This window comes from Blastocatellia bacterium, from assembly GCA_025054955.1.
GTDB lineage: Bacteria > Acidobacteriota > Blastocatellia > HR10 > J050 > JANWZE01.
This window is the reverse complement of record JANWZE010000060.1, coordinates 1-24695: the sequence shown is the minus strand read 5'-3', so window position 1 is coordinate 24695 and position 24695 is coordinate 1. Positions and strand designations below refer to the sequence as shown.

Genomic DNA, 24695 nt, shown 5'->3' with positions numbered 1-24695 from the left:
ACGTTTTCACGTTCAGGTTGAGGCGTAATGATAGCACAACCGCCCGCCCTTTGGCTTGTCCCGGCGTGCCGGCATCTGGCATAATTAGCCCCCATGAAAAAATTCTCTTGCTGGTTGACGCTTGTCATTTTGATCTTGTGTCAAGGGTCATCGGTCGCTCAAAGCGGTCGGCACCGCCGTGAATCGCCGCCGCCTTCCACAGCCGCTTCCGAGAGCGATGAGGCGGTCAGGCTTTCGACGACGGAAGTTGTCGTGCCGGTCACCGTGCGAAACCGCTATGGTCGGCCTATTCAAGGTCTGACCAAATCCGACTTCATACTGTACGAAGATGGTCGCCGACAAGAGCTGACCGGATTTTACGCTGACTCGGTAGCCGCTCACATCGTGATGTTGATTGACGTATCCGGCAGCGTGCAGACGGAAATTGACAACATCCGGTTGGCAGCCCTCTCCGTCATCACGCAATTGCGCCCTAACGACCGCGTCTGCATTTACCAATTTAACGACACCGTGCGGCTGCTTGAGGATTGGACATCAGACAAACTCCGTCTTGAACGGGCTTTGATGAATTTGCCGGCCACGGGAAACACAGCCTTTTACAACGCCCTGTACGAAGCAGCGCTCAAGCTATCTCAAATTGATGGCCGCCGCACGATCCTGTTGTTGACTGATGGCGTTGATACCTACCAAGGTAAACATCCCAAATCAGCGGCGGAAGCCTTTGAAGCGATACAACGGGCGGAGGCCAGCGTCTATGTCATCAGTAAGACCAAGGCGCTCCGCGAGTATCTGCGAGGCATTCGCTCGCCTTCAATCTTCCGCGCATTAGACCCGCGCGACCTGCAGATTCAATGGCTGCTTCAGGCGTTAGATGAATCAGAACGCTGGCTCATCTCGCTGGCCGAACGAACGGGCGGCAAAATCTATTTCCCGGTGAGCCAATATGATCTGACTTCTGTCTACAACGACATCGCGCAGGAACTAAACGCCCAATATGTCCTGCACTACGTTCCGCAAAACTTGAATTTCGATGGCCGGTTCCGCCGCATTCGCGTGGAAACAAGCAATCCAGCCTACATTGCTTACGCGCGCGAAGGATATTATGCCGTCCGACGATAGAATCTTGACAAAGCTCTCGCCGTTCGGAGATACTAGGGACTCACTTCATAAAGTAACGTCAAGCGAGATACTGAGCGATGAATTCGAGTTAGTAACAGAGAGACATAGCACGCAGGAGGGGTCGCATAGTCCGGCCTAGTGCGGCGGTTTGCTAAACCGTTGAGGGTGTAACAGCCTTCCGTGGGTTCGAATCCCACCCCCTCCGCCAGCACTTATTCCAAGGCAAGCTGGCAGCAGCTTGCCTTTCGTTTTTGTATATGACCGATATTCGCGTTCGCTTCGCTCCTTCACCCACCGGCTTTCTTCACGTTGGTGGCGCGCGCACGGCGCTCTTCAATTGGTTGTTTGCTCGCAAGCATCACGGGACGTTCATCCTCCGCATCGAAGACACAGACGCGGAACGCTCATCCTCAGAGATGGTCGAGGGAATCCTGGAGGGTCTTCGTTGGCTGGAGCTGGACTGGGATGAAGGACCTTACTTTCAATCTCAGCGATTGCCTCTCTACCAGCAAACAGCGCATGCCTTGGTCGAATCAGGCCACGCCTACTATTGTTTTTGCTCACCACAAGAATTGGCCATCAAGCGTCAGCGCGCCCTCCAACAAAAGCGCGATGCCCAATACGACCGCGCCTGCCGCTCACTGACAAACCAGGAGATTCAATCAAAGCTTGACGCTGGCGCGCCACGCGCTATCAGGTTTAAGGTCCCCTTGGAAGGCACAACACAATTTGATGACGTGGTCTTCGGACGTATCCAGGTGCAGAACGCCATGATCGAAGACTTTGTGCTGTTGCGCTCGGATGGGCATCCCACGTATCACCTGAGCGTGGTGGTGGATGATGCTCAAATGCGCATCAGCCACGTCATTCGCGGTGCCGATCACTTGTCCAACACCCCCAAACAGGTGCTGCTCTATCAGGCGTTGGGCTTGTCGCTGCCCTGTTTCACGCATCTGCCGCTCATTCTCGGCCCCGACCGCACACGCCTCTCGAAGCGCCACGGCGCCACCAGCGTCACTGCCTATCGTGACATGGGTTTCTTGCCGGAGGCTTTTAGGAATTTTCTGGCGTTGCTGGGCTGGTCGCCGGGCGCCAGCAAACAAGAACTGTTCACCACGCCCGAACTGATTGCCGCATTCTCCCTGGAAGGCATCAGCAAGACCAACGCTATTTTTGATCCGGACAAAGCGCTATGGGTCAACGCCCAGCACCTCGGTAAAATGTCCACCGAAGCCTTGATTCCATTTGTCCGGTCTGAGCTCATCAAGGCCAACCTCTGGAATGAAGCCTATGCCGGCGAGCAACGTCAGTGGTTCTGTCAGTTTATTGAGCTGCTCAAATCGCGAGCGCGCACGCTGACCTACTTCGTTGAGGCCGGACGGCCCTACTTATCTGACGATTTCACCATGCAACCGGAAGCAGTTGCTCAAAATCTGAGCCGACCAGAACTGAAAGAGCTGCTGCCCGAGTTAGCTCACAGATATGAACAACTGGACTCCTTCACGCTGGAATCAACTGAAGCCGTATTGCGACAACTGGCTGCCGAGCGAGGCCTGAAAGCAGGCATTCTGATCAACGCGGTACGCACGGCTTTGACAGGAAGCGCTGCCACCCCAGGGATTTTTGATGTGATCGTCACCATCGGCCAACAACGCACTGCTCTGCGCCTGCGTCAGGCAACACGATGGATCAGTTGAGAGCTGATGACACTCGCTCAGTCGCTTATCGGCCGTCCGGCCAATTTGCCAAGCGCTCTATCCAAATGTTATATTTCCGCTCCAACTCGACACGCCGAGGAGATTATGTCAGGACACTCCAAGTGGCATAGCATTAAACATAAGAAAGGGGCGCTCGATGCGAAGCGCGGCAAGCTGTTCACGAAGCTGATTCGTGAATTAACCATTGCAGCTCGCGGCGGCGGCGACCCTGATGCCAATCCCCGCCTGAGAAAAGCGATCAGCGATGCGAAAGCAGCCAACATGCCCAACGATACGATCCAGCGGGCGATTGATCGTGGCACAGGCAAGATCGCCGGCGAGAGCCTTGAAGAAGTCGTTTACGAAGGCTATGGACCCGGTGGCGTGGCCATCATGGTGGAAGCGGTAACCTCCAATAAAAACCGAACGGTGTCCGAACTGCGACATCTCTTCTCCCGCCATAATGGCAACCTGGGCGAAAGCGGATGCGTGGCCTGGATGTTCGAGACCAAAGGATACATCACGTTCGATAAAGGCAGCGTCTCTGAAGATCAGATCTACGCGCTGGCCATTGAAGCCGGCGCCGACGACGTCACCGAAGAAGAGGGCGCGTTTGAGATTATCACGGCGCCTGAGAACTTCGAGGCTGTGCTGTCGGCAGTGAAACAAGCCGGCTTGGAGCCAACCTCAGCCAGCATCACGAAACTGCCGCAAAACTACGTGAAAATTTCCGGCAAGGATGCTCAGATGATGCTCAAACTCTATGAAGCATTGGATGAGCACGACGACGTCCAACACGTGTTTGCCAACTTTGATATTCCTCAGCATGAGCTGGAAGCAGCCGCTACTACTTAGCCAGCGCATGCTGTTCGTAAACGACGATGCCATAACCTTCGCCGGTGCCGGGAATGTTCAATTTCGCTGTATGTCCGGCATTGGACAGAAATACCTCAGCCGCTTTGACACGATTGAACATCAACCCGGCGATGAGTTGTCCTTGTTCATCGGGCAAACACATGATGCGAATTTCGGGTGTGCGCGGACCATGCAACGTAGCATGACATGCTGCCGGATGTATTTGGCGTTGTAATATCCATCCCGGCTTCAGGTCAGAGATCCGCGGGTCTAGGGTCACATCCTTGCCACTTTGCAAGTCGGGTGGCTTCAGCACAAATCCGACGAGCCTATCCTCACCATGGCGTTGTGAAAACTGACGCTTGATCAATTCAGTTGTGATCCGCTCTGTGGCCGGCAGAAACGGCGACAGATTGCTTTGATGAAAATCGGCAAAATCAGCCTTCGACCCATAGAAAAAATGAAGCGGATGGTTGATCCACGTCACCTGCTCTGCTTCTTGAAAAAACCGATGGATGGTGTGTAATTGATCGGACGATGCTTCGGATTCCAGCCGCACAATATCTGAGTAAACCAATCGAGAATAGACGCGACGGATGGGAACCCACGTGTCTTGGCGCCGGTAATAAAACGTCCTTTCTCGGCGGACAATTTCACGAGGGTCAATGATGCCCATGCCTTGCTCCACGCCACCGGTCAGCTCGCGGATCGCATAAAATTCACGACAGGTGGGCTGTTGATGCGGAAGATAATCAATGACGACGCCATGTCGTGGATCATCTTCAATGCCGGCCAGGTAAAACGTTCTTAATCGCTCCGTCAAGTCTCCCAAGCTCAGATGTGGCCAAGCCGTTAAGCTGGAATAAGACTTCACCTCCGGCCACGCCGAAGCAACGCTCTCCACGACCCACCGACCAAGCGTCAGATAGGTGCCAACCGTTTGCCATTCAAGGTAGGCCGGCTGCAATGTTCCCTCGCGCTCAACCAAAAACGCATCCAGGCTGGTCAACGGATGAGCCGCACGCAGCGAATCCAGAATCTGTTGAGCGACTTCTAACGAAGCATAATCTTGTGCGATCGCTGCCGGCGCTCGATTCAACAGCGTCTGCGCGTCGCTGACCGATGCCCGCAGGGCTGCGCAAAAGCGATTGGCGTCAGCCGTCATCAGGCGAATAATCTCCCCTCCCACGATGACCGGATTCGGAGCATACAAATCCATGACACCACGGCTTGGGTCAGGAACCGGTTCAATCCCTCGTCGGCGCAGCGCGTCGTAATATCGCCGCACGCCGGCAGTCCCATGCTCAAGGATTCGACGATAAAGCTCTCTGACAATAGGCGGCAGAAGCATTGACTGGGCTATCCGTGCAGTGGAACATCAAGACGGCGCCACCACTTCATCATTGGCTGGTGGGACAGGGACCGGAGGTTCTCGACCCTCCAGTGTTTGCCATACCTGGTCCCGATAGGCCCATAACACTTTATGAACCTGCCGAGGCGTCACATTGCCGATCTGCTCGGCCAATGTTTGATGCAATCCTTTCTCCGGAGGCTCGGCTTGCTGAAGGTATGCCTCATAAGCAGCGAGAATGCCATTTTTCTCCGCTTCTCCCAATTCAGGGTCATGAACGAACGACTTGCGCGGTTCGTGAAGCTTTTCCAGCCACCACCACACACGCCCGAGATCCAGATTCAATTGCGTGGCAATCTGTTGAGCGATCGTTCCCGCATTCTTCTGGCCAAGACGAACCTGCTGCCAATACAGCTTCTCAATTTCAAAATTGGTTCGTCGGTAACGCTCATGTGTCACGTGCTCTCTGACCACCTGAGCAACAGCCGCATAGGGAATGTTTAACAGAGTGGCAATTTTGACTCGTCGCCCTTCTGGCGGTCGTTCGCCCTTGCCCACCATTTCTCTGTACAAATTGAGAATTTCCTCTTGCTGAGCTGGCGTCAATACGACCGGAGCTGGTTTAGCCGGTTTAGCCGCTCGTGGGGCAGATGCGCGTGCTTGGGTCCGCACCTTCGAGGAAGCCGCCCCGGCATGAGCTTTCGTTTTTTTGCCTGATGGCTTTTTGGACCACGGAGAAACTCTCCCTTTGCCAGGCGGGCCTGGCCGACGTGGCCGGTTGAACCGTATGGGGCCACGCTCGCTTTTCCACTGCGGCGGCTCAGCAGACGAACTGAGCTGGCTCGGCTCCGATGGCTGACTGGGACTACTCTCCTTAACCGGCGGTGATTCGTCAGCCAGGCTGGGCAACTGGCTCTTCTTGATTAATCGAACGACCTTGGGTTTATCCGGTGATTCAGGCATCTTTGTCCTCTTCATGTAGGATGGCTGTTACGCCCCTTATTGTAGCCAGAGCACTCTCATTTCTCAAATCGCACGCTCATCTTTTTTGCAACGCTCGTGCTGCCGAAATGTCCGCTGCATGTTTTGCTTCATCTCTCAAATCTCAGGCTAATCTTTTTGGAACTGACTCTCATCGAGCATCGTTCTAGCCGACGACACCACTGATGCTGAATCGAATGACCCTCGCCTCTGCGCTTCAACGCAGAAGATGCCAGGGTCATTCGCCTTCAAATTCGTCGCTTCACACGGTTCTATTCCTCCGCCGGATAGCTTCAAAGAGCACTACACCGACGGCCACCGAGACATTGAGCGAGTCAATCTTGCCGCGCATCGGTATGCAGACAAGTTGGTGACAGGACTCCTTCGTTAATCGTCGAAGCCCCTTCCCTTCTGACCCGAAGATAATGGCCAGGCGACCATCCCAGCTCGCCGACGTATAACTGACTTGTCCTTCAGGACACACGCCGATGAGCTGAAAACCCGCTTGCTTCAACCGCTCAAGAAATGTGGCTAAATTTGTCACCCTGACCACCCGCGTATACTCAAGCGCCCCAGCAGCCGTCTTGGCTACAACATCCGTCAACCCGGAACTGCGATGCTTCGTGATAATCACAGCGTCAACGCCTGCACAATGGGCTGTTCGTATGATTGCGCCCAGATTATGTGGGTCTTGCACCTGATCGAGGACGACTAGAATTGAATTGTCGGTCAACTCATCAAAGAGGGCTTCCTCGTCAAAAAACGCCTGCGCCGCAACAACAGCGACAACGCCCTGATGCTTGCCCCGATTGGTTAACCGATCTAACGCTGACCGCTCCACTCTTTGAACCAGTGCACCGTTGGCGCGCGACAGAGCGATCATCGTTTGCATCTGTGGGTCTTGCGCTTCGCGGGCAACATAGAGTTTGTGGATAGGCCGACGGCCTGAGCGCAATGCTTCAAGGACTGAATGACGTCCCCAGATGTACTGAGTCTCAGGCCGATCAGATCGCAGATGTTCATGCTGTGGATGAGAACCCATGTTGCCTACATCACCACCGCTGACCATCCACCAGCGCGCACAACAGCCTGCTTCCATGCCGCGTAAAGTTTGTCTCGCTCATTGGCAGACATCGCCGGCGTGAATATCCGATCTGCTCTCCAAAGCGATGCCACATCATGTTTATCACCCCAAAACCCAACGGCTAGACCGGCCAACAAGGCTGCGCCTAGTGCTGTGGTCTCCTGAACGGAGGCTCGTTCCACAGGAAGACCAAGAATATCGGCTTGAAATTGACATAGGAAATTGTTAGCCGAAGCGCCGCCATCCACGCGCAGTGACTTGATAGGCATCGCAGCATCTGCCTGCAAACATTCCAACACATCACGTGACTGATAGGCCATTGCTTCAAGCGCTGCGCGGACAATGTGAGCCGGCTCGGTGACCTGCGTCAGTCCAACGATCACTCCTCGCGCCTGCATGTCCCAGTAGGGCGCTCCCAAACCAACAAACGCCGGCACAAAAAACACGCCGCCCGTGTCAGGCACAGAGCGCGCCATCGCTTCTGTCTCACTCATATCAACAAAAAATTTACAGCGATCACGCAACCACTGAAGCGCCGCACCGGCAACGAACACGCTGCCTTCAAGAGCATACTCGAGTTGACCATCGAGCTCCCAGGCAACTGTCGTCAGTAGCCCCGACGATGAAGCAATCGCCTTGGAACCTGTCGTCATTAACACAAAGCAGCCGGTTCCGTAGGTGTTCTTGACCATCCCCGCCTCAAAGCACGCTTGCCCGAACAAAGCGGCCTGCTGATCGCCGGCGCAGCCGGCCAACGGAATACCGGCGCCAAGCAAATCAGCGCAAGCTTCGCCATAATACGCACTCGACGATCTCACCTCAGGAAGCATGTGTCGCGGAATATCGAAGTGCGCCAATAGCTCATCATCCCATCGTCGCTCATGGATGTTGAACAGCAGCGTGCGCGAAGCATTTGATGGGTCGGTGATGTGAAGACGACCACCGCTCAATTGATAAATTAACCAACTATCCACTGTCCCGAACAACAGGTCACCCGCTTCGGCTCTGGCGCGCGCGTTGGGCACATGATCCAATATCCAGCGTAATTTCGTCGCGGAGAAATATGCATCCATCGGCAAGCCTGTTTTCTCAGAAATCTGTTGATCCACTCCACTGCGTTTGAGTTCTTCGCACAGCGGCGCTGTGCGCCGACATTGCCAAACGATGGCATTGGCAATTGGCATGCCTGTTTGTCGGTCCCAGACAATGGTTGTTTCACGCTGATTGGTGGTGCCGATGGCAGCGATGCTACTAGGCGTAACGCCAGCGTTTTGTAAGACTCGTCGAGCTACAGTCAGTTGGGAGCGCCAGATTTCATTCGGGTCATGCTCAACCCAACCCGGCTGTGGATAGATTTGACGGAGCGGTTCGGCTTCAATAGCCACCGGCACGCCTTGACGATCAAACAGAATAGCACGTGAGCTGGTGGTGCCTTGATCGAGTGCCAAAACATAAGTTGGTTTCATAAACGGTGACAGCCTCGTAGTGAGCCAGGGGCAGTCATCATACTCAACGAGCCATCAAACTTCAACCTGCTATCAAACGACAAGATTTCGGAGTGAACGGTCGAGCAGCAGCAGGACCTCAGATCAAATGATAGAGCAAACTCATCTCAACGACGTCCAAATTACTCCCCCTTCACAAAAGCGGATTGTGCTTGTATTTGCAGCCAAAAATTGGTCGCTCTGCCAATCGGCGCTGAAGTAGTGAGAGAGCCTCACCCGGGGTCAGGCTCAGCGGACTCCCCGGACGTTCTCCAGGACCAAAAGCCACTGCATGTAACCGATGTTAGAATGGTGACGAACATATTTTTGGAAAGATTTCCAAAAAATTGGATGCTCCCAATGTTGACCCCATTTTAAGCAGCCGTATTTTCAATCACTTGCTTTTTTATCCGTTAGTGGCACAGAAGTTGCACAGCAATCATTGGTAGTCTTGCCAGACATTAGAGTGGTTTGTGAATGCGTCTATCCTGGGGTGCACGCCCAGCGTGCCTTTAGTCGGCAAGACGCGGGGCCCCCAGGCCAAGGGCAGAAAACCGCTCTAACCGGCGAGGCAATGAATTCCCAGGGAAAGGAGAAACACATTATGAGGCAACTCACATCAGTGGTGTTTAAACCCGGGACCGCATTCAAACTCGTTGCGGTCTTGATCATGTTGGTGTGGGCGCCGGTCGCTTGGGCTCAGGTTCGTCCTGTTGGCCAGATCGTCGGCACCGTGCAGGACCCGGCAGGAGCTGTTATTGCCGGTGCTAACGTGAAATTAGAAGATGAAGCTACCGGTGCTACACAGACAAGGCAATCGGATCCCGATGGTGGGTTCGTCTTTTTGAACCTCCAGGCGGGCACTTACAAAATCACGGTGAGCATGCCGGGCTTTCGCACCGGCGTCTACTCAGGTCTGAAAGTGGATGCTGCACGCACGACTAATGTGACCGTCACACTCGAAGTGGGAGAAGTGACCGAAATTGTCGAAGTCACTGAGGGGGCTGCGATTTTAGAGCGAAGCTCAACCACGATTGAGACGACCGTGCGCGGTGACATCATTCGGGGCTTACCGTTGAATAACCGTGATACGCTCGACTTCGTGATGTTGATGCCGGGCGCTCAACAGGGCGGCACGGCTCGTCAAAGCACGTTCCTTGGCTTACCCAAAGGCGCGATCAACATCTCGATGGACGGCGTCAATGTCCAGGATAACCTGCTCAAAAGCGCCTTTGGCGGCGGCATGTTCACGCTCATCCGCCCGCGACTAGATGCCGTTGAAGAGGTCACGGTAACGACGGCAACAGCCGGCGCCGATGCCGCCGGTGAAGGAGCGGTTCAGATTCAGTTCGTCACCCGTCGGGGTACAAATGACTGGCGCGGCACTCTGTTCTGGGATCATCGCAATGACGCGCTCAATGCCAACACCTGGTTCAACAACGCACGCGGCCTGCGCCGACCCCGAAACCTGCTCAACGTATTTGGCGGCAATGTCGGCGGACCGATCTGGAAGGACAAGATCTTCTTCTTCTTCAACTATGAAGAATTTCGTTTGCCAGAGTCACGTCCACGGGAGAACTTGATCCTGACGCCTGAAGCCGCTACCGGTATCTTCCGCTATCGCGGGACCGATGGGGCCGAGCGCACGGCCAACTTGCTCCAGATTGCTGGCGCAGCGGGCTTCCCCAGCACTATTGACCCAACTGTGGCCAGCATGCTAGGGGAAATCAACGGCGCACGAGGGCGCGGGGCAATCAGCGCCTTTGATTTATTCCGCCAGCGTTACCGGTTTGAGGCCCCTAGCAATCAGTTGCGGCGCTTCCCAACGTTGCGGATGGATTATCATATCACCGACAAGGTAAGGTGGTATGGCACATGGCATTACAACTACTTCTCGTCCTTCCCCGACACACTTAATAACATGGACCCGACCTTCCCAGGCCTCGGTAAGCCAGCTGGTCAATACTCAAACCGCTTCTCGGTAACGACGGCTTTACAATGGGCAGTGACGCCCAGTATTGCTAATGAATTCCGCTTTGGCTTGCAGGGGGCTCCGGTACAATTCTTCCCTGAGTCAGGTGCGGAGATCTACCCGGCAGGCTTGCGCATCCTCTGGCCACTGGACCTGCAGAGCCTGCATGCGCGGCCCGGACTGGCTGGTACTTCCCGGTCGCTCCCCTCAAGCCGGAACACGCCGGCCTATAGCATCCAGGATAACCTGAGCGTGGTGCGCGGCAAGCACACCTGGAACTTTGGCGGAGCGGCCACCATTGTGAGCTGGCTCGATAATTCATTCCTCGGTGCCGGTGTTCCTACGGTGTCATTCGGGGTGATCGGCGGTGATCCAGTGGCCACACCGTTGAGTGCCACAAACTTGCCGAACATCAGCACAACAGACCTGGCTAATGCTCGGGCGCTTTATGCGTTGCTGACTGGGCGAATTTCTTCGATTTCCGGCACCCGCAATGTGGACGAGAACTCCAAGCAATATGTCAACCTGGCACCGCTTGTGCGGCGTGCGCGGCAGAACGAGTTCGGGCTATACTTCACGGACTCCTGGCGCGCCACGCCGAGCTTGACGCTCAACTACGGACTGCGCTGGCAATTCCAGGGAGCGGTGTACAACCAGAATGACATCTTCACCAGTCCTACGTTCCAGGATTTGTGGGGCGTCTCGGGTGTGGGCAATCTGTTCCGGCCAGGCGTCCTAGCGGGCGTCACGAATCCGCAGATTTATTTGCGCTCGAAGAACGTCTACAAACGCGACTTCGTCAACCCGGCGCCGAGCTTCGGCCTGGCCTGGAATCCACGGGTGGAGAATCCCGTCCTGAGGTTCTTGTTTGGTGGGCAAGGCCAATCGGTATTGCGAGGTGGTTATTCGATCGCGTATACGCGCGAAGGTTTGGCGCACTTCGCCGACTTTGCCGGAGGCAGTCCCGGTCTGACACAGTCCATCACACTCACGGGCGGATCGGACTTCACGGCGGGCGGATTATCGTTGCGGGACCGGCTGCCGGCGTTCCGGCAGTTCCCCACCAGCTTCAGCTTCCCGACGCCCCAATCGGCGTTCACATTCGGCGGCGTCAGCTTCTTGGCTTTTGACCCGAACATCCGGACGCCTTACGTGCAGTCGTGGTCGTTTGGTTGGCAGCGCGAGCTGACCAAGGATATGGTGGTCGAAGCTCGCTATGTGGGCAATCGCGGGACGAAGCTCTGGCGCTCGTTCAATATCAACGAGGTGAACATCTTCGAGAACGGATTCTTGCAAGAATTCAGGAACGCCCAGAACAACCTGGCCATCAGTCGGGCGCAAGGCCGTGGCGCGAACTTCTCCAATCAGGGTCTGCCTGGCCAAGTGCCGCTGCCAATCTTCGAGGCCGCATTTGGCGCCCGAGGCTCACAAGCGGCTCTGTCTCCAGCAGCCGGCTTCGCCAGTGGTACCTTCATTACCTGGCTCGATCAGGGACAAGCAGGAAGGTTGGCTAACGAGCTGGCTCGGCTGGCCACGTATCTTTGCCGGATGACAGGTAACCGCCTGGCAGCATGTGCAGCGCGAGGCTTCGATGCAGCCGGGCCCTTGCCGCCGAACTTCTTCCAGGTGAACCCGGACGGAGCCAACAACACGGTAGGTATGTTGACCAACGGGTCGTTCTCCACCTATCACGGCCTGCAGCTTGAATTGCGACGGCGGATGGCCCAGGGATTGATGTTGAACGCGAATTATAGCTTCAGCAAATCGCTCACCGATCTATATGCCGATGCTGCCAGCTCCTTCTCGAGCTTCCATACGCTGCGCAACACCAAGATGAACAAAGGGCCATCACCGTGGGACCTGCGGCATACATTCGTCACGCACTGGGTGTATGAGCTGCCGTTCGGGCCGGGCCGCAAGTGGAGCACCGAGAACGCTGCCTTCAACAAGCTGATCGAGGGCTGGGATTTTCTCGGCGTCGTGCGTATCCAGTCGGGCCGCGTCTTCAGGCTCACCAGTGGTCGCTGGACGGTGAATCAGTCTGATTCTGGTGTGATCTTGAGAGGCATGACCATCCGGGAGCTGCGAAAGCTGATCAAGGTGCGCAAGGATCCTGGCTCCCGCGACATCTTCTTCGTCCCATCGAACCTGATTGGGGCAGATGGACGCTCGAACCGAGCCATCCTGGATGTGCCGACGACGCCGGGTGAGTTTGGCTCGTACATCTACCTGACGGGCCCGCGCTTCGTTAAACCTGACCTCTCAATCATCAAGAAGACGCGCGTGAACGAGCGGATCAATGTTGAGTTCTGGACCGAATTTTTCAATGCGTTTAACTACCAGAACTTCTTGATCGGCGGCCCGACCGCGGCGGGCATTACGCACAGCATTGACTCCACTGATTTCGGTCGCACGACTGAATTCTTCAATGATCTGGGTAACCAGGATCCGGGGCCACGCATGATTCAGTTCCGGATTCGGGTGAACTTCTAGTTGACTTGGTGTGGCGCAAGTTGACAACTTGCGCTACACCATCGAAGGGGAGAGGCTTGCAACAAGCTTCTCCCAGCCAGTCACTTTTTGACTCTCACAGTGATTGATTCATCGAAGGGGAGAGGCTTGCAGCAAGCTTCTCCCAGCTCCTCTTTCAGCAGCGAAATATTTCTATGAGTGCATAAGCCGCTGTGATATGGTATCGTTAGTATGGAATCGAAAGCCTGATTGGTAGAGGAGTATGACGAACATTGCCATCGAATTACCTGAAGACATAATGCGCCAATTAGAAACTCAGTGGCCTGACTTGCCGCGCCGCGTGGTGGAAGCCATTGCGGTCGAGGGTTACCGATCGGGTGTGCTCACCAGAGGGCAAGTCCAACAGATGCTGAACCTCTCCTACTGGGAAACGGAGGCCTTCTTGAAAGAGAGAGGCGCTTACCTGCCCTATACAGAGGCTGATTTAGAGCAAGACCGGGAAGCGCTGGATCGAGTGCTGTCTCAATGATCGTCATTTCCAACACCACGCCCATCAATTATCTTGTCCTGATTGACCACATCTACATTTTGCCTGAATTGTTTGGTCGTGTCGTGATTCCTGAGGCGGTCCTCTATGAGCTACAGTCGCCAGCCGCACCAGATAAAATCCAACGCTGGATCGCTTCTCCAGAGTGGCTTATGGTGCAGAGGGTCGAGACAACTGATCCAGCATTAGCGCATTTGGATGCAGGCGAACGCGAGGGTATTACGTTAGCAGAACAAATGCAGGCGGACCTCATTCTTATTGATGAAGGCAGGGGGCGACAGACAGCCAAGCAACGTGGTCTTGCTGTCACCGGAACCATCGGATTACTCGACTACGCGGCCGCGCGCGGGCTCATTGATTTTGTGAGAGCCGTTGAGCTTCTTCGGCAGACAAGTTTTCGCGCCGCTCCCCACCTGCTTCAAGCACTTTTAGACCGCCATCGTCAAGAAGACTGACGGGTGCTCAGTTTAGGCTCACCCATTGGTAGGGCTTGCTACGCCTTCAAAAGCGTAGTTTCGGCCGCTAGCGTTTGTCCACCGGATGACCAAGCTGAGCCAGGAGCGCACGAATGCGCTCGGCATTGGGCGAGTTCGGGTCTATCTGCAGATAGCTCTTCCAAGCAGCGACGGCTTCGGGGACATTACCCACTTGGGCATAGAGCTTTCCCAAATAGAGATAGGCCAGAGCTTGCTCAAGACCACGAGCATCTTTACCACGGACTAAGTGCGACTCAGCTTCTGTTGCTTGATCAGTTTCCAGGAGCGCGATGCCCAAGTGCACGTGAGCCACAATGAAGTCGGGACTCTGCTGCAAGACGTGGCGGAGCGGCTTGATGGCCTCTTGATGCTGAGCCAAATAGTTTAAGCTGATGCCCAGGTTCAGCAGCGGATGCAGCGCCTCTGGTTCTTTCTCTAGCGCCTGGCGCAACAGCGTCACAGCCGCTGCGTACTCCTTCTTTCCCATCTGCAGGACCGCCAGCTCGTTATATGCGTCCACAAATTCAGGGTCCACTTCAATCGCTCGGCGCAATTTTTCTTCAGCCGACTTGGCATTCCCTTCCTGGATTTGTTGCATAGCCTCTTGGTAAAGCTTGAGGGCTTTCTTCGCTGGCGGATGTGCCAGCCGGCGAGCTGAGACCGCTTCCGGCGGGGGTTCCGGCTTGTTCTCGATGGGACGCAGAGTGATCGGAACATATCCCCGGTGCTGGGCAAAGAAGTTGACCGTAGTCGTTCCGTAACGGCGGCCATCGCTCTCTATGGTGATGGTGTATGGCTTCAATGCGCCGAGGCCACGAAGGATGAACCGACCTTGGGAGTCAGTATAATGGTACTGAAAACTGATCCGTGCATCTTCACTGGCCAGCATGAACCGGGTGATTTCTTGCAGGGGCTGCCCCGTGGGTAGAAAAATTTGCCCATGAATGCTCACTGTCCCTTGGGCCAGCGTGATGTGCAACAACGAGCCAACCCACAGCACAATCAGACACCAATGGCGCTTGAGGAAAATAAGCTGAGGGAATTTTCCACGCTTCACGTTCGGCATTGTATAGCTTTCGCTACGTCCAGGTCAAGCCAAATTTCTTCTTCTTTTTTCAAACCCCCTGATTGAAACGATCACGACTATTTCTGTCACGTGACGGCAACGAGCCAGATTCTTCTTTTCAAGCCCTACAATTGAGACGATCACGAGTATCTCTGTTTCCCTCAGACCCGCAATCGAAACAACCACGACTGTCTCCGTCACTTGTTGGCAACGAGTCAGATTCTTCTTTTCAAGCCCCGCAATTGAGACGATCACGACTATCTCTGTCACTTGACGGCGTGGAACTCGCTCACTACAATGCCCATCTTGCTGTTTGAAGCACAGGCTCCACGTGATGAGCAGTTGACGCTCAGGGCGCATAGTTCAGCGGCTAGAACGCTCGCCTTACACGCGAGAAGTCGAAGGTTCGAGTCCTTCTGCGCCCACCATCTGTTTCGCATAGGGACGGCTGAGTTTTCTGGATGAGAGCAAGCAGCGACAGCGCATCGCGTGTGGTGACGAATCGGTGGGGCGGTAGTTCAGTTGGTTAGAACGCCGGCCTGTCACGTCGGAGGTCGCGGGTTCGAGCCCCGTCCGCCCCGCCACGAAAAACGGCAAGTACCATCAAATAGCTCATCTGTTTTCAGCATGTGAGACACGGGTGATCTGACTTCCCAGCTCGCCATTCACCCTTTGTCCACAGTTTTGAGCGAATTGGCCGTGTCTGGCATACACCATTGGAGAGCTTATGCCGGCGCCTCACAAACCAAAGATAACCGATAGCGTTAACATCAACCATGAGCAATGCTGGGCGAAAACGACTGCGGATGGCCGTCCCGGTATTAACGTCCGTGATCACTGCCTGAATGTTGGCTGCGTTGCGGAAGCGTTGCTGGAATTACTACCAGCGCAAGTGAAAACGCTACACCAGGCCGGCGCTGCCACACTCGCTGCTCTGCATGACATCGGCAAGGTGTCGCCAGGATTTCAGCAGAAATGCAAAGCGTGGTTGGTGCAACACGGTTTGGCAGAGCGTGCGTTGCAAGAATGCTGGCATGTGCGAGAGACAGACCATGCAAAGATCAGCCAGTTTACCGTGCAACAGATGCTCAGCAGCTCTCACCTTCACCGCTTGGCGGCCGTCGTCGGCGCGCACCATGGGCAGATCAAAGGCGAGCGCGTTCAGGTCTGCGAGCCGTGGGAAGAAGAGCGGCAACGGCTTGCAGCAGAGCTCATCTGCACCTTCGGCGACCTCCCCATTAAGCCGGCTGATGAGGCGGCACTGTGGTGCTTGGCCGGACTGATTACAGTGGCCGATTGGATTGGTTCGAATGAAACCCATTTCCCGCAGGAGGCGAATGGAGACCCATGCGAGCGAAGACGCCGAGCACAGGCCGCATTGGCAGCGATTGGCTGGCGCGTCCCTCACCTGCGTGGAAATGATCTGGAGTTCGAGGACCTGTTCCCATCGTATAAACCCAACAGTTTGCAGAACGCAGCAATCAAGACCATTCGCGAGCCGGGCGTGTATGTGATCGAAGGACCGATGGGCTGCGGAAAGACCGAGGCGGCGTTGGCGGCGGCGTATCAACTCCTGGCGTCGGGGAAAGCGAGCGGTATCTACTTTGCACTACCCACGCAAGTCACCAGCAACCGGATTTACCTGCGCGTGGAACCCTTTGTACAACGCATTTGCGCCGATACACCACATGTGCGTCTGGCGCACAGCACCTCCTGGTTAGTACAAGCAGAACAGCCGCTGGAGCTCCGCCCAACGAGCGAAGCGGATGATGAGGCGCAGAAACACGTACAGGCAGGCCGGTCTTGGTTTGCATCAGCGAAGCGCGCGCTGCTGGCGCCCTTTGGCGTCGGCACGATTGACCAAGCATTACTCGGCATCGTGGCGGCAAAGCATTTCTTCGTGCGCCAATTCGGGCTGGCCGGTAAAGTCGTGATCCTCGACGAAGTCCACTCTTACGACCTTTACACCGGCACGCTGATTGACGCGCTGGTGAAGCGGCTGCGGGAACTATATTGCACGGTCATCGTGCTGTCGGCCACGCTCACCAAGGCACGCCGCCGCCAACTGCTTCAGGTGGACCAAGACCAACCGTTGAGCGATTCCTACCCACTGCTTTCCGCTGCCGGAACCTCACCGATCCAAGTCCCGTGTAAACCGCCACCGGCAAAAATTGTCTCTGTGAGATTCGATGACCCGGATTCGATGCTTGCTGATTGCCTGGATCGCGCCCGGCAGGGCCAATGCGTCTTGTGGATTCGCAACACCGTGGATGAGGCGCAAGAAACCTACCGCCGCCTGATGGCCACCAATTGCGAGGGCGGACCGCCAATTGGGCTCCTGCACGCGCGGTTCCCACTCTTCCGCCGCGAAGAACTCGAGGCGAAGTGGATGGAGGCTTTGGGCAAAAACTCAACCAAACGGCCTGCCGGTTGCGTGCTGGTCGCCACACAGGTGGCTGAGCAAAGCGTGGACATAGACGCTGATCTACTCATTACCGATCTCGCTCCAACCGATATGCTGCTCCAGCGTCTTGGACGGCTCTGGCGACACGACCGGCCAAACCGGCCTGGGCGGCCGGAGATTTGGATTCGCGACGTACCGATGAACAACGACCAATTGGAGAGTGCAACAGAGAAAGAGCTTCGCGCTGCGCTGGGCAAGGGCGCCAAAGTGTATGCGCCCTACGTGCTCTTGCGTTCTCTCCAACAGTGGCGAGCCCGCAACACCATCACGCTGCCCACCGATATTCGCGCGATCCTGGAAGCAACGTATGCCGAGCCATCCGCTGATGAACCTCAAGGCTGGCGGGAACTGCGCGAGCAACTCGAAAAACACAAACATAAGCTCGAACGTTTCGCGTTGTCGGCCACAAACATTTGGTTCAACCCGGCACTCTCGGACGAAGAAGACGTCCAAACTCGCTACAGTACCTATCCGATGGCCCAACTACTCTTAGCGACGGAGATTACAACACTCGACTTGCACTCAGCGCGTCTTTGCCTACTTGATGGCACAACGGTCACGGCGCATGACCGCGACTGGAACTTCGAGACGGCAAAAGCCATACACCGCAATCTGGTCCGCGTGCCGTGGTTCGTTGTCAAGACTGCCCTGATGAAGCGGCCTGGCTGGCTGACCAATCACGTTTCACAACCTACCGCCGTAGGGCGATTGCTCTGTGACGGCAGCATTCGGTGGCCTGACGACGAACGACAGACAGGGCTTTCCTATCATGCCGATCAGGGTATCATGATCGAGCGCGAGTTCGTCCCGCAACTGACTGAGGAGGACTGGGATGAATCTTACGACTAAGCCGTGGATACCGATTGTCCTGGAGAATGGCAAACCTGATATGGTAAGCCTCACCGAGGCGTTCTCACGCGGGTACGAGATCCGCGATCTCGCTGTGCGCCCGCACGAGCGCATTGCCTTGATGCGCCTGCTGATTTGCGTGACCCAAGCGGCGCTGGACGGCCCGGCTGATTATGACGACTGGAAGACGTGCCAATCGCGAATCACCCCAAGAGCGCTCAAATACCTGGAGCAGTGGCAACACGCATTCGAGCTTTTCGGGAGTGGGCAGCGATTCTTGCAGATTGGCAACCTGAAGAAGCTCAAGGACGATGACGAGGGCAATCCGGTGAGCAAACTCGACCTGGCATTAGCGACAGGCAACAACCCGACGCTGTTTGACAACGCAGGCGGCTCGAAGCGAGAACTCTCAACGGCGCAACTGGCACTGAATCTTCTGACCTTCCAGTGCTTTTCCCCCGGAGGACGCATCGGCGTGGCGTTATGGAACGACAAGGAAACAACAGGAAAGGGTTCAAGCGACCACGCGCCGTGCATCGCTGGCAGCATGCTCCACGCTCTCGTGCGCGGTAGGAATTTGCTCGAGACAATCCACATAAATCTGTTGTCCCGTTCGCAAGTAGTGCAACTTTACGGCGAAGGACGGTGGGGCCGCCCGCTGTGGGAACAGATGCCCGACGATCCTGCGAAGGGCGACTCAGTTCGTAATGCTACGGACACGTATTTGGGACGGCTCGTGCCATTGTCGCGTGCGGTGCTTCTGAACAAGCACAGCGACACTATGGTGCTTGCCAACGGCCTGAAATTTGCGCCGTATCCCCAGTGGCGAGAACCGACGGCGACCGTTGTAATCCGGCAAACCAAGGGTCAGTCCGAACGTGTTCTGTTGCGCGCCTCGCTCGATCGGGCCCCCTGGCGAGAGCTGCATTCGCTCACCGTCAAAACTCTCAGCCAGGCTAGCCTGGGCGGACCGGTCGCGCTTCAGAACATACCCGACAACCAGGCCTTTGATCTGTGGGTGGGCGGGTTAGTCGCCGACCAGGCCAAGCTGGTTGATACGTTGGAGTCCGTCTTCCACGTGCCCGCAGCAATGCTGACCGACCCTGGCCAGCGCACCTATGAGGCCGGTGTGAAGCATGCCGAAGCTATCGAGGTTCGGCTCCGCCGCGCTGTCAGCGTCTATCACAAGGAACTTGGCGACAATCTTGACCGGGCAGAGATGCGCGAGCAACGCCAGCGCGTGCAAAGCAAAGCTGCATTTCAATTCTGGACGGAGGTTGAGCGCCGCGTCAACGATCTGTTGGACATCGCAGCCAATCCGAAGGTGTTGGGATTGGAAAAGGCTTGGCACAAAACCGCCTGGGGACAAGCCGTCTGGCGCGCGGCGCTGGCCGCTTTCGACCGTGCCTGCCCGCACGAAACGGCCCGGCAAATTCGCGCCTACGCGCTAGGGCGCAAGAGACTGAATGATGAAACTTAAGATCAAGACCTTTGTTCTCCCTCACGCGTGTGAGGGATGGTGGATGTGGGGCAGCCATTCCTGTCTGCCGCCTTTGTTCTCTGCGTGGGGATGGCGGCACGAAATAGGATTTTGCAAAGCTACTATGTTGTTCTTTTCCACGCGCGTGAGGATAGTCCGGAGACCGAATCATGAACACCAAACAAACCGATCCACAAGAACTGGCCGCGCAGTTTTTGAAGTATCTACGCCAACTGAAGAATGACCGGGGTGCGATGGCTGATCTGCGTCGCGCGCTCAATCCAGCGCAGCGTCACCGCGCCTGGCCGTTGCTGGCTCGATTCGGCGGGATTGGAAACGCCCGGTACGAGACCGTTGCCGGGTTGTTCGCGCATCATCCCGAAGAAACCAATGCCGGCAATCTCGGCACGACCTGCCGACAACTTGGCGCTGAACATAACACGTTTGAGGGACGGTTCCGCCGGCTGTTGGCCTGCGACCGCGAGGAGATCTGCGACCACATCCGCCCGGTCGTGTTCGTTGCGAAGTCGAAGGGTGTCCCGGTGAATTATGAGCAACTGTTTGTTGATCTCTGGTACTGGAGCGACGCTGTGAAAGTGCGTTGGGCTGCCGAATTTTGGGGTGCGCCGGCATCGGAAGAAACAGGTGCGCCCGCGATCACGGAGGCCGTGCCATGAGCTACCTGACCCAAGTCACGCTCGATTACGCGACCGCTGCCCGGCTGCACATTCACGATGTTTACGATTGGCATCAGCGTGTCTGGGAATGTTTTCCCGGACGAGACGGCCACGCGCGCGATTTCCTGACGCGGCTCGACCAAAAAGAAAGCGGCTTCCAGTTGCTCATCGTCTCGCCGGTTGCGCCCACACGGCCTGAGTGGTGTCCGCCCGAGGGCTGGCGCGGGCCGAAAGAAATTCCGCCGAGCTACTTCACCCGCCGGCGCTATCGCTTTCAATTATGCGCCAACGCGACCAAAAAAGTCGCTGTGCAAAACCCGGATGGGACCTTTAAGAAAAACAGTCGCCGCGTCCCACTCACTCGCCGAGAGGAGTTGATCGCGTGGATCAAGCGCAAAGCAGAGCAGGGCGGTTTTGTCGTAGACGAAGGCTCTTTGCGCATCGTCCCGCGCGGACGCGAATACTTTCAGAAGAAGGGCATGCGCGGCCTGCACACCGCTGTGGAGTTTCAAGGTGTGCTGACCGTCACCGATCCGACGAAATTTTACGACGCATTCACGCGCGGCATCGGCCCAGCCAGAGCGTTCGGCTTCGGCTTGCTGGTAATCGCGCCAATTAGTTGAGTGATCCACATCCAACAAAAGGAGGCCAATATGAAACTGATCGAATTGCACATCCTTCAATCATTCCCCGTCTCGTGTTTGAATCGCGACGATGTAGGCGCACCCAAGTCCGCCACGTTCGGCGGGGTCACGCGGGCGCGCATCTCCAGCCAGTGCCTGAAACGGGCGATTCGGCAGGCCGCTGCCGAATTACAGCCCACCTTGTACGCAGGGCGGCGCAGCCGTCTGTTCACTGAGAAAATCACAGAAGTGCTGGTAGAACGCCACAAGTTAGACCCAAAAGTAGCCGAAGCTTTGGCCAAATGCGCGGCTCATTATCTTGGCAAGCTCGATCCCAAAGATGAGAGAAAGGTCAAGACCCTGATGTTCCTATCGCCGGACGAGTTCAATTGCCTTGCTGATTTGTTGAAGGAATTGTCCGAAGATGACCGGAACACGCTCTGCCAAGCAGTTGAGCGCATCAGTCCGGAAGAACTGGAGAAGGCTGAAGAAACCGACGAAGGTGACGCGGAAGAGACGATTGAGAAGGAGACCTCAACCAAGAAGACAAAGGAAAAAGAGAAGCCGCTCACGGCAAAGCAATTCACAAAGCTCGTGGCCAAAGTGCTGAAGACACCAATCCGGAAGACATTTAAGGAAAGCTCGGTGAAAGGTCTGGTGAAGGACGCGGCTGACATTGCCATCTTCGGGCGGATGGTGGCCAGCGATCATTCGCTGACGGTGGAAGGCGCGGGGCTGTTCAGTCATGCACTATCCACGCACAAGGCGGACAACGACATTGATTTCTTCTCCGCAGTGGATGACCTACAGCCCACTGAGGAAGCCGGCGCGGGTATGACCGGCACGTTGGAATTCACATCGGCCACATACTACCGCTACGTGGGACTGAACCTTGATCTGCTCAAACAGCATCTGGCGGCCCTGTCCGCCGACGAATTCAAGTCGGTCGTGGAAACGTTCGTGCGCGCCTCGATTCTGGCGGTGCCGGGCGCGCGCAAGAACTCGATGAACGCGCACACGCTGCCCTGTTACGTGCTGGGTTTGGTCAAGGACAAGGGCCAGCCGCTGCAATTGGTCAACGCCTTCGAGAAACCGGTCTTCTCCAAGAATGGTCTGATGGACGCTTCGATCACTGCGCTCAAGGAGCATCACGAACAGTTGAAAAGGACCTGGGGTATCCAGCCAGTGTTGGAAGTTGCTATCCCCGACAAATCACTCGACGACTTCTGCAAGGAGATCATCGCCCATGTCAGTTGAAATTGGTTATCTCGCATTGCTACTTGATGCTCCGCTTCAGTCGTGGGGCTTTCAGAGCCGCTTCCAGCGCCGCACTACCGGATTGCATCCGACCAAGAGCGGCGTCATCGGCCTAATCTGCGCTGCGATGGGAGTAGCCAAGGGTTCGGCGAAAGAAAGGGAGCTGTTGCCGAAGTTAGCTGAGTTAAGCATGACTAGCATCGCCATCCCACGCCAGCAAGCCAGCCGTTGGAAGGGCAAGGTAGAGGATTGGCCGGTGCGCCGATTGGAGGACTTCCACACTGTGTTAGGGACTCGGCGCGCCAGCGGCACACTAAACGACGATCCGGTTGTGACTCGCCGTCAGTACCTACTTGATGCTCGGTTCGGCGTCATCCTGTCAGGCGATCGCGCGCTGCTTGAACACGTGGCCGCCGCGCTTGAAAATCCGACCTGGGGCGTCTGGTTCGGGCGCAAAAGCTGCATCCCTGCCGAACCACTCTTTCGCGGACTACACGAGACGTTGGCCGAAGCGCGGAAGACGTTGATCGGTGACACGCCGCTGGAAGCGTTCACCCGCGTCACCGACGCGCCCAGTTTCGCCGCAGGCACGGATTCCTACAACGACGTGCCCGTATCGTTTGGTCGAGAAGATTCGTCGTCTGAAGGCCGCCAGTTCGCTCTCCGGCGCGTGAACGTGGAAGTTGGCCGCACCGCCGAACCTGGAGGCGAACCCGAATGAAAGTACTCCGGTGTGCATGTTCTCCCCACACGCGTGGGGGCGGTTGATTCGCGTCCCTGCATTCATTCAGGAGTAATTATGCCTATCTTCGAGAAACCACCACTAGAAGCACTGACACCGGCCAAAGACAGGTGGACGCCGATCTACCTGGAGCACGGGCGGCTCGAAGTAGACGACTCAAGCATCAAGTGGATCGGCGTCGACATGGTCTATCGCTTGCCCGTAGCCACTATCTCCGCCGTGCTGCTCGGTCCCGGCACGACGGTTACGCACGCGGCGATGAAAGCCTGCGCCGATTCCAACACGCCCGTCTGCTGGATCGGTGAAGACGGCATGCGGTTTTATGCCTTCGGCATCACGCCCAACCACGACAACACCAAGCCGCGCCAGCACGCCGCACTCTGGGCCGACAAAAAGAAACGCGCCGAGATTGCCCGCCGGATGTTCGCGCTCCGCTTCCCTACCGTTGACGTCGCCCAATATAGCATCAAGGAACTCCGGGGCATGGAGGGATTGCGTGTGCGCGCTAAGTACGCGGAACTCGGACAACAGTATGGCGTCACCTGGAAAGGACGTCAGTACGACAAGTCCAACTGGAACCTCGCCGATAATATCAACCGCGCGCTCTCGGCAGCCAATGCGAGCCTCTATGCCATCTGCGCAGCGGTCTGTTGTTCACTCGGCTACCTGCCGTCGCTGGGCTTCATCCACGACGCAGGTACACTGCCATTCATCTACGATGTGGCTGATCTATACAAGGAGATCACCTCGTTCCCCGCAGCGTTCCAGGCCATCAGTCAACAACCTGACGACAAGGGTGAACTGGTGCGCGTGCTGCTCAAGGAACGAATCGAGCAGGAGAAACTGCTTGCGCGAATGCCTAAAGACCTAGAGGAGCTCATCCGATGACCGTCATCGTCGCTAACGACACGCCCGACGCTATTCGTGGGATGCTCAAACGCTGGTTCATCGAGCCGCGCCCGAACGTCTTTGTCGGCACGCTGAACCGACGCACACACCAGAAGACAATCGAATACATCAAGCGCAACGCTGCTGGCATTGGCTTGCTCATCATCAGCAGTTTTCCAAATTGCCAGGGCTACAAAATCGAAACAAGCGGGCCGACCGACCGCAAGGGTATCGAGGTCTCCGGACTGTGGTTGGTCGCTGAAAAATGGGAAGAGCCTGAATCAACAGATGCAAACAATAGTGAGACGGGTCCCCAATAAGTTGTGGTGTATAGTCGGCCTTACCACAAGATGGCAGAGTTCTCCCCACGCGCGTGGGGATGGTCCGCATCAGCGCGAACTGTTTAATAGCAGCACAGCGTTCTCCCCACGCGCGTGGGGATGGTCCAAGCTGGATTTTCACAGCAGCAGTCGTGGACTTGTTCTCCCCACGCGCGTGGGGATGGTCCAGACAGATGGCTTGTCGAACGATTTCATTAGACGTTCTCCCCACGCGCGGGGGGATGGTCCGATTACTCCTACGGCGGTTTTACAGAGCGTGAGGTTCTCCCC

At 56.2% G+C, this 24695-nt stretch carries 20 protein-coding genes, 3 tRNA genes and 1 CRISPR repeat array; of the genes, 17 read left to right on the top strand and 6 right to left on the bottom strand.

What is annotated here, in order from left to right:
• Positions 1-93 precede the first annotated feature (93 nt).
• From NZ823_08400 to NZ823_08385, 4 genes are all read left to right on the top strand, one after another.
• Positions 94-1119, top strand: a complete 1026-nt coding sequence (locus NZ823_08400) for a VWA domain-containing protein (protein MCS6805145.1) — start codon at positions 94-96, stop codon at positions 1117-1119.
• Between the two features lie 114 nt (positions 1120-1233).
• Positions 1234-1327, top strand: a tRNA-Ser gene (locus tag NZ823_08395).
• A 49-nt stretch (positions 1328-1376) separates the two neighbouring features.
• The gene (gene gltX / locus NZ823_08390) at positions 1377-2816 is read left to right on the top strand and encodes a glutamate--tRNA ligase (protein ID MCS6805144.1); all 1440 of its coding nucleotides are present in this window, start codon (positions 1377-1379) and stop codon (positions 2814-2816) included.
• 105 nt (positions 2817-2921) lie between these two features.
• Positions 2922-3671: a YebC/PmpR family DNA-binding transcriptional regulator gene (locus NZ823_08385; GenBank protein ID MCS6805143.1), complete on the top strand. Its 750-nt coding sequence runs from the start codon at positions 2922-2924 to the stop codon at positions 3669-3671.
• Here the strand turns inward: NZ823_08385 and NZ823_08380 are convergent.
• The 4 genes from NZ823_08380 to glpK all read right to left on the bottom strand — a co-directional run bounded on the left by NZ823_08380 (position 3664) and on the right by glpK (position 8553).
• Positions 3664-5022, bottom strand: coding sequence for a hypothetical protein (locus tag NZ823_08380; GenBank protein ID MCS6805142.1), 1359 nt, complete (start codon positions 5020-5022; stop codon positions 3664-3666). The genes NZ823_08385 and NZ823_08380 overlap by 8 nt on opposite strands.
• 27 nt (positions 5023-5049) lie before the next feature.
• Positions 5050-5985 (bottom strand): hypothetical protein, encoded by a 936-nt coding sequence (locus NZ823_08375; GenBank protein ID MCS6805141.1) that lies wholly within the window; start codon positions 5983-5985, stop codon positions 5050-5052.
• Positions 5986-6265: 280 nt separating this feature from the next.
• Positions 6266-7045, bottom strand: a complete 780-nt coding sequence (gene rlmB / locus NZ823_08370; GenBank protein MCS6805140.1) for a 23S rRNA (guanosine(2251)-2'-O)-methyltransferase RlmB — start codon at positions 7043-7045, stop codon at positions 6266-6268.
• Between the two features lie 5 nt (positions 7046-7050).
• The gene (glpK, locus tag NZ823_08365; GenBank protein ID MCS6805139.1) at positions 7051-8553 is read right to left on the bottom strand and encodes a glycerol kinase GlpK; all 1503 of its coding nucleotides are present in this window, start codon (positions 8551-8553) and stop codon (positions 7051-7053) included.
• A gap of 622 nt (positions 8554-9175) precedes the next feature.
• On the opposite strand from glpK, the gene NZ823_08360 reads away from it, so the two are divergent.
• The 3 genes from NZ823_08360 (at position 9176) to NZ823_08350 (ending at position 14017) form a co-directional block, all read left to right on the top strand.
• Positions 9176-13036 carry a carboxypeptidase-like regulatory domain-containing protein gene (locus NZ823_08360; GenBank protein ID MCS6805138.1) on the top strand — a complete coding sequence of 1287 codons (3861 nt, stop codon included), beginning with the start codon at positions 9176-9178 and terminating at the stop codon, positions 13034-13036.
• 241 nt (positions 13037-13277) lie between these two features.
• The gene (locus NZ823_08355) at positions 13278-13544 is read left to right on the top strand and encodes a UPF0175 family protein (GenBank protein ID MCS6805137.1); all 267 of its coding nucleotides are present in this window, start codon (positions 13278-13280) and stop codon (positions 13542-13544) included.
• Positions 13541-14017, top strand: coding sequence for a DUF3368 domain-containing protein (locus NZ823_08350; protein ID MCS6805136.1), 477 nt, complete (start codon positions 13541-13543; stop codon positions 14015-14017). Before NZ823_08355 ends, NZ823_08350 begins: the two co-directional genes overlap by 4 nt.
• A gap of 67 nt (positions 14018-14084) precedes the next feature.
• Here NZ823_08350 and NZ823_08345 read toward each other — a convergent pair whose 3' ends face one another.
• Positions 14085-15104 carry a tetratricopeptide repeat protein gene (locus tag NZ823_08345; GenBank protein MCS6805135.1) on the bottom strand — a complete coding sequence of 340 codons (1020 nt, stop codon included), beginning with the start codon at positions 15102-15104 and terminating at the stop codon, positions 14085-14087.
• A 24-nt stretch (positions 15105-15128) separates the two neighbouring features.
• Positions 15129-15464, bottom strand: a complete 336-nt coding sequence (locus NZ823_08340) for a hypothetical protein (GenBank protein MCS6805134.1) — start codon at positions 15462-15464, stop codon at positions 15129-15131.
• Here NZ823_08340 and NZ823_08335 point away from each other — a divergent pair.
• The 10 genes from NZ823_08335 to cas2e all read left to right on the top strand — a co-directional run bounded on the left by NZ823_08335 (position 15457) and on the right by cas2e (position 24404).
• A tRNA-Val gene (locus NZ823_08335) sits at positions 15457-15532 on the top strand. The genes NZ823_08340 and NZ823_08335 overlap by 8 nt on opposite strands.
• 79 nt (positions 15533-15611) lie before the next feature.
• Positions 15612-15688, top strand: a tRNA-Asp gene (locus NZ823_08330).
• 143 nt (positions 15689-15831) lie between these two features.
• Complete coding sequence (cas3, locus tag NZ823_08325; protein ID MCS6805133.1) at positions 15832-18417, top strand: CRISPR-associated helicase Cas3'; 2586 nt, start codon at positions 15832-15834, stop codon at positions 18415-18417.
• A complete protein-coding gene (gene casA, locus NZ823_08320; protein ID MCS6805132.1) occupies positions 18401-19897 on the top strand; it encodes a type I-E CRISPR-associated protein Cse1/CasA in 1497 nt (498 codons plus the stop codon). The genes cas3 and casA overlap by 17 nt, the downstream gene beginning before the upstream one ends.
• A 170-nt stretch (positions 19898-20067) precedes the next feature.
• Entirely contained in the window at positions 20068-20574 is a 507-nt protein-coding gene (casB, locus tag NZ823_08315) for a type I-E CRISPR-associated protein Cse2/CasB (protein MCS6805131.1), read from the top strand.
• Positions 20571-21197, top strand: a complete 627-nt coding sequence (gene cas6e, locus NZ823_08310; GenBank protein ID MCS6805130.1) for a type I-E CRISPR-associated protein Cas6/Cse3/CasE — start codon at positions 20571-20573, stop codon at positions 21195-21197. The genes casB and cas6e overlap by 4 nt, the downstream gene beginning before the upstream one ends.
• A 30-nt stretch (positions 21198-21227) precedes the next feature.
• A complete protein-coding gene (cas7e, locus tag NZ823_08305) occupies positions 21228-22454 on the top strand; it encodes a type I-E CRISPR-associated protein Cas7/Cse4/CasC (GenBank protein ID MCS6805129.1) in 1227 nt (408 codons plus the stop codon).
• The gene (gene cas5e, locus NZ823_08300; GenBank protein ID MCS6805128.1) at positions 22444-23175 is read left to right on the top strand and encodes a type I-E CRISPR-associated protein Cas5/CasD; all 732 of its coding nucleotides are present in this window, start codon (positions 22444-22446) and stop codon (positions 23173-23175) included. The genes cas7e and cas5e overlap by 11 nt, the downstream gene beginning before the upstream one ends.
• 78 nt (positions 23176-23253) lie before the next feature.
• Positions 23254-24084: a type I-E CRISPR-associated endonuclease Cas1e gene (gene cas1e, locus NZ823_08295; GenBank protein MCS6805127.1), complete on the top strand. Its 831-nt coding sequence runs from the start codon at positions 23254-23256 to the stop codon at positions 24082-24084.
• Entirely contained in the window at positions 24081-24404 is a 324-nt protein-coding gene (gene cas2e, locus NZ823_08290) for a type I-E CRISPR-associated endoribonuclease Cas2e (GenBank protein ID MCS6805126.1), read from the top strand. The genes cas1e and cas2e overlap by 4 nt, the downstream gene beginning before the upstream one ends.
• A gap of 38 nt (positions 24405-24442) precedes the next feature.
• A CRISPR array of direct repeats spans positions 24443-24653; the repeat unit is 28 nt; unit sequence GTTCTCCCCACGCGCGTGGGGATGGTCC.
• Positions 24654-24695 lie beyond the last annotated feature (42 nt).

What these genes read in the sequence shown, in the direction of transcription:
- NZ823_08400 (MCS6805145.1), top strand. Translation starts at nt 94, where the DNA reads ATGAAAAAATTCTCTTGCTGGTTGACGCTTGTCATTTTGATCTTGTGT.
- gltX (MCS6805144.1), top strand. Translation starts at nt 1,377, where the DNA reads ATGACCGATATTCGCGTTCGCTTCGCTCCTTCACCCACCGGCTTTCTT.
- NZ823_08385 (MCS6805143.1), top strand. Translation starts at nt 2,922, where the DNA reads ATGTCAGGACACTCCAAGTGGCATAGCATTAAACATAAGAAAGGGGCG.
- NZ823_08380 (MCS6805142.1), bottom strand. Translation starts at nt 5,022, where the DNA reads ATGCTTCTGCCGCCTATTGTCAGAGAGCTTTATCGTCGAATCCTTGAG.
- NZ823_08375 (MCS6805141.1), bottom strand. Translation starts at nt 5,985, where the DNA reads ATGCCTGAATCACCGGATAAACCCAAGGTCGTTCGATTAATCAAGAAG.
- rlmB (MCS6805140.1), bottom strand. Translation starts at nt 7,045, where the DNA reads ATGGGTTCTCATCCACAGCATGAACATCTGCGATCTGATCGGCCTGAG.
- glpK (MCS6805139.1), bottom strand. Translation starts at nt 8,553, where the DNA reads ATGAAACCAACTTATGTTTTGGCACTCGATCAAGGCACCACCAGCTCA.
- NZ823_08360 (MCS6805138.1), top strand. Translation starts at nt 9,176, where the DNA reads ATGAGGCAACTCACATCAGTGGTGTTTAAACCCGGGACCGCATTCAAA.
- NZ823_08355 (MCS6805137.1), top strand. Translation starts at nt 13,278, where the DNA reads ATGACGAACATTGCCATCGAATTACCTGAAGACATAATGCGCCAATTA.
- NZ823_08350 (MCS6805136.1), top strand. Translation starts at nt 13,541, where the DNA reads ATGATCGTCATTTCCAACACCACGCCCATCAATTATCTTGTCCTGATT.
- NZ823_08345 (MCS6805135.1), bottom strand. Translation starts at nt 15,104, where the DNA reads ATGCCGAACGTGAAGCGTGGAAAATTCCCTCAGCTTATTTTCCTCAAG.
- NZ823_08340 (MCS6805134.1), bottom strand. Translation starts at nt 15,464, where the DNA reads ATGCGCCCTGAGCGTCAACTGCTCATCACGTGGAGCCTGTGCTTCAAA.
- cas3 (MCS6805133.1), top strand. Translation starts at nt 15,832, where the DNA reads ATGCCGGCGCCTCACAAACCAAAGATAACCGATAGCGTTAACATCAAC.
- casA (MCS6805132.1), top strand. Translation starts at nt 18,401, where the DNA reads ATGAATCTTACGACTAAGCCGTGGATACCGATTGTCCTGGAGAATGGC.
- casB (MCS6805131.1), top strand. Translation starts at nt 20,068, where the DNA reads ATGAACACCAAACAAACCGATCCACAAGAACTGGCCGCGCAGTTTTTG.
- cas6e (MCS6805130.1), top strand. Translation starts at nt 20,571, where the DNA reads ATGAGCTACCTGACCCAAGTCACGCTCGATTACGCGACCGCTGCCCGG.
- cas7e (MCS6805129.1), top strand. Translation starts at nt 21,228, where the DNA reads ATGAAACTGATCGAATTGCACATCCTTCAATCATTCCCCGTCTCGTGT.
- cas5e (MCS6805128.1), top strand. Translation starts at nt 22,444, where the DNA reads ATGTCAGTTGAAATTGGTTATCTCGCATTGCTACTTGATGCTCCGCTT.
- cas1e (MCS6805127.1), top strand. Translation starts at nt 23,254, where the DNA reads ATGCCTATCTTCGAGAAACCACCACTAGAAGCACTGACACCGGCCAAA.
- cas2e (MCS6805126.1), top strand. Translation starts at nt 24,081, where the DNA reads ATGACCGTCATCGTCGCTAACGACACGCCCGACGCTATTCGTGGGATG.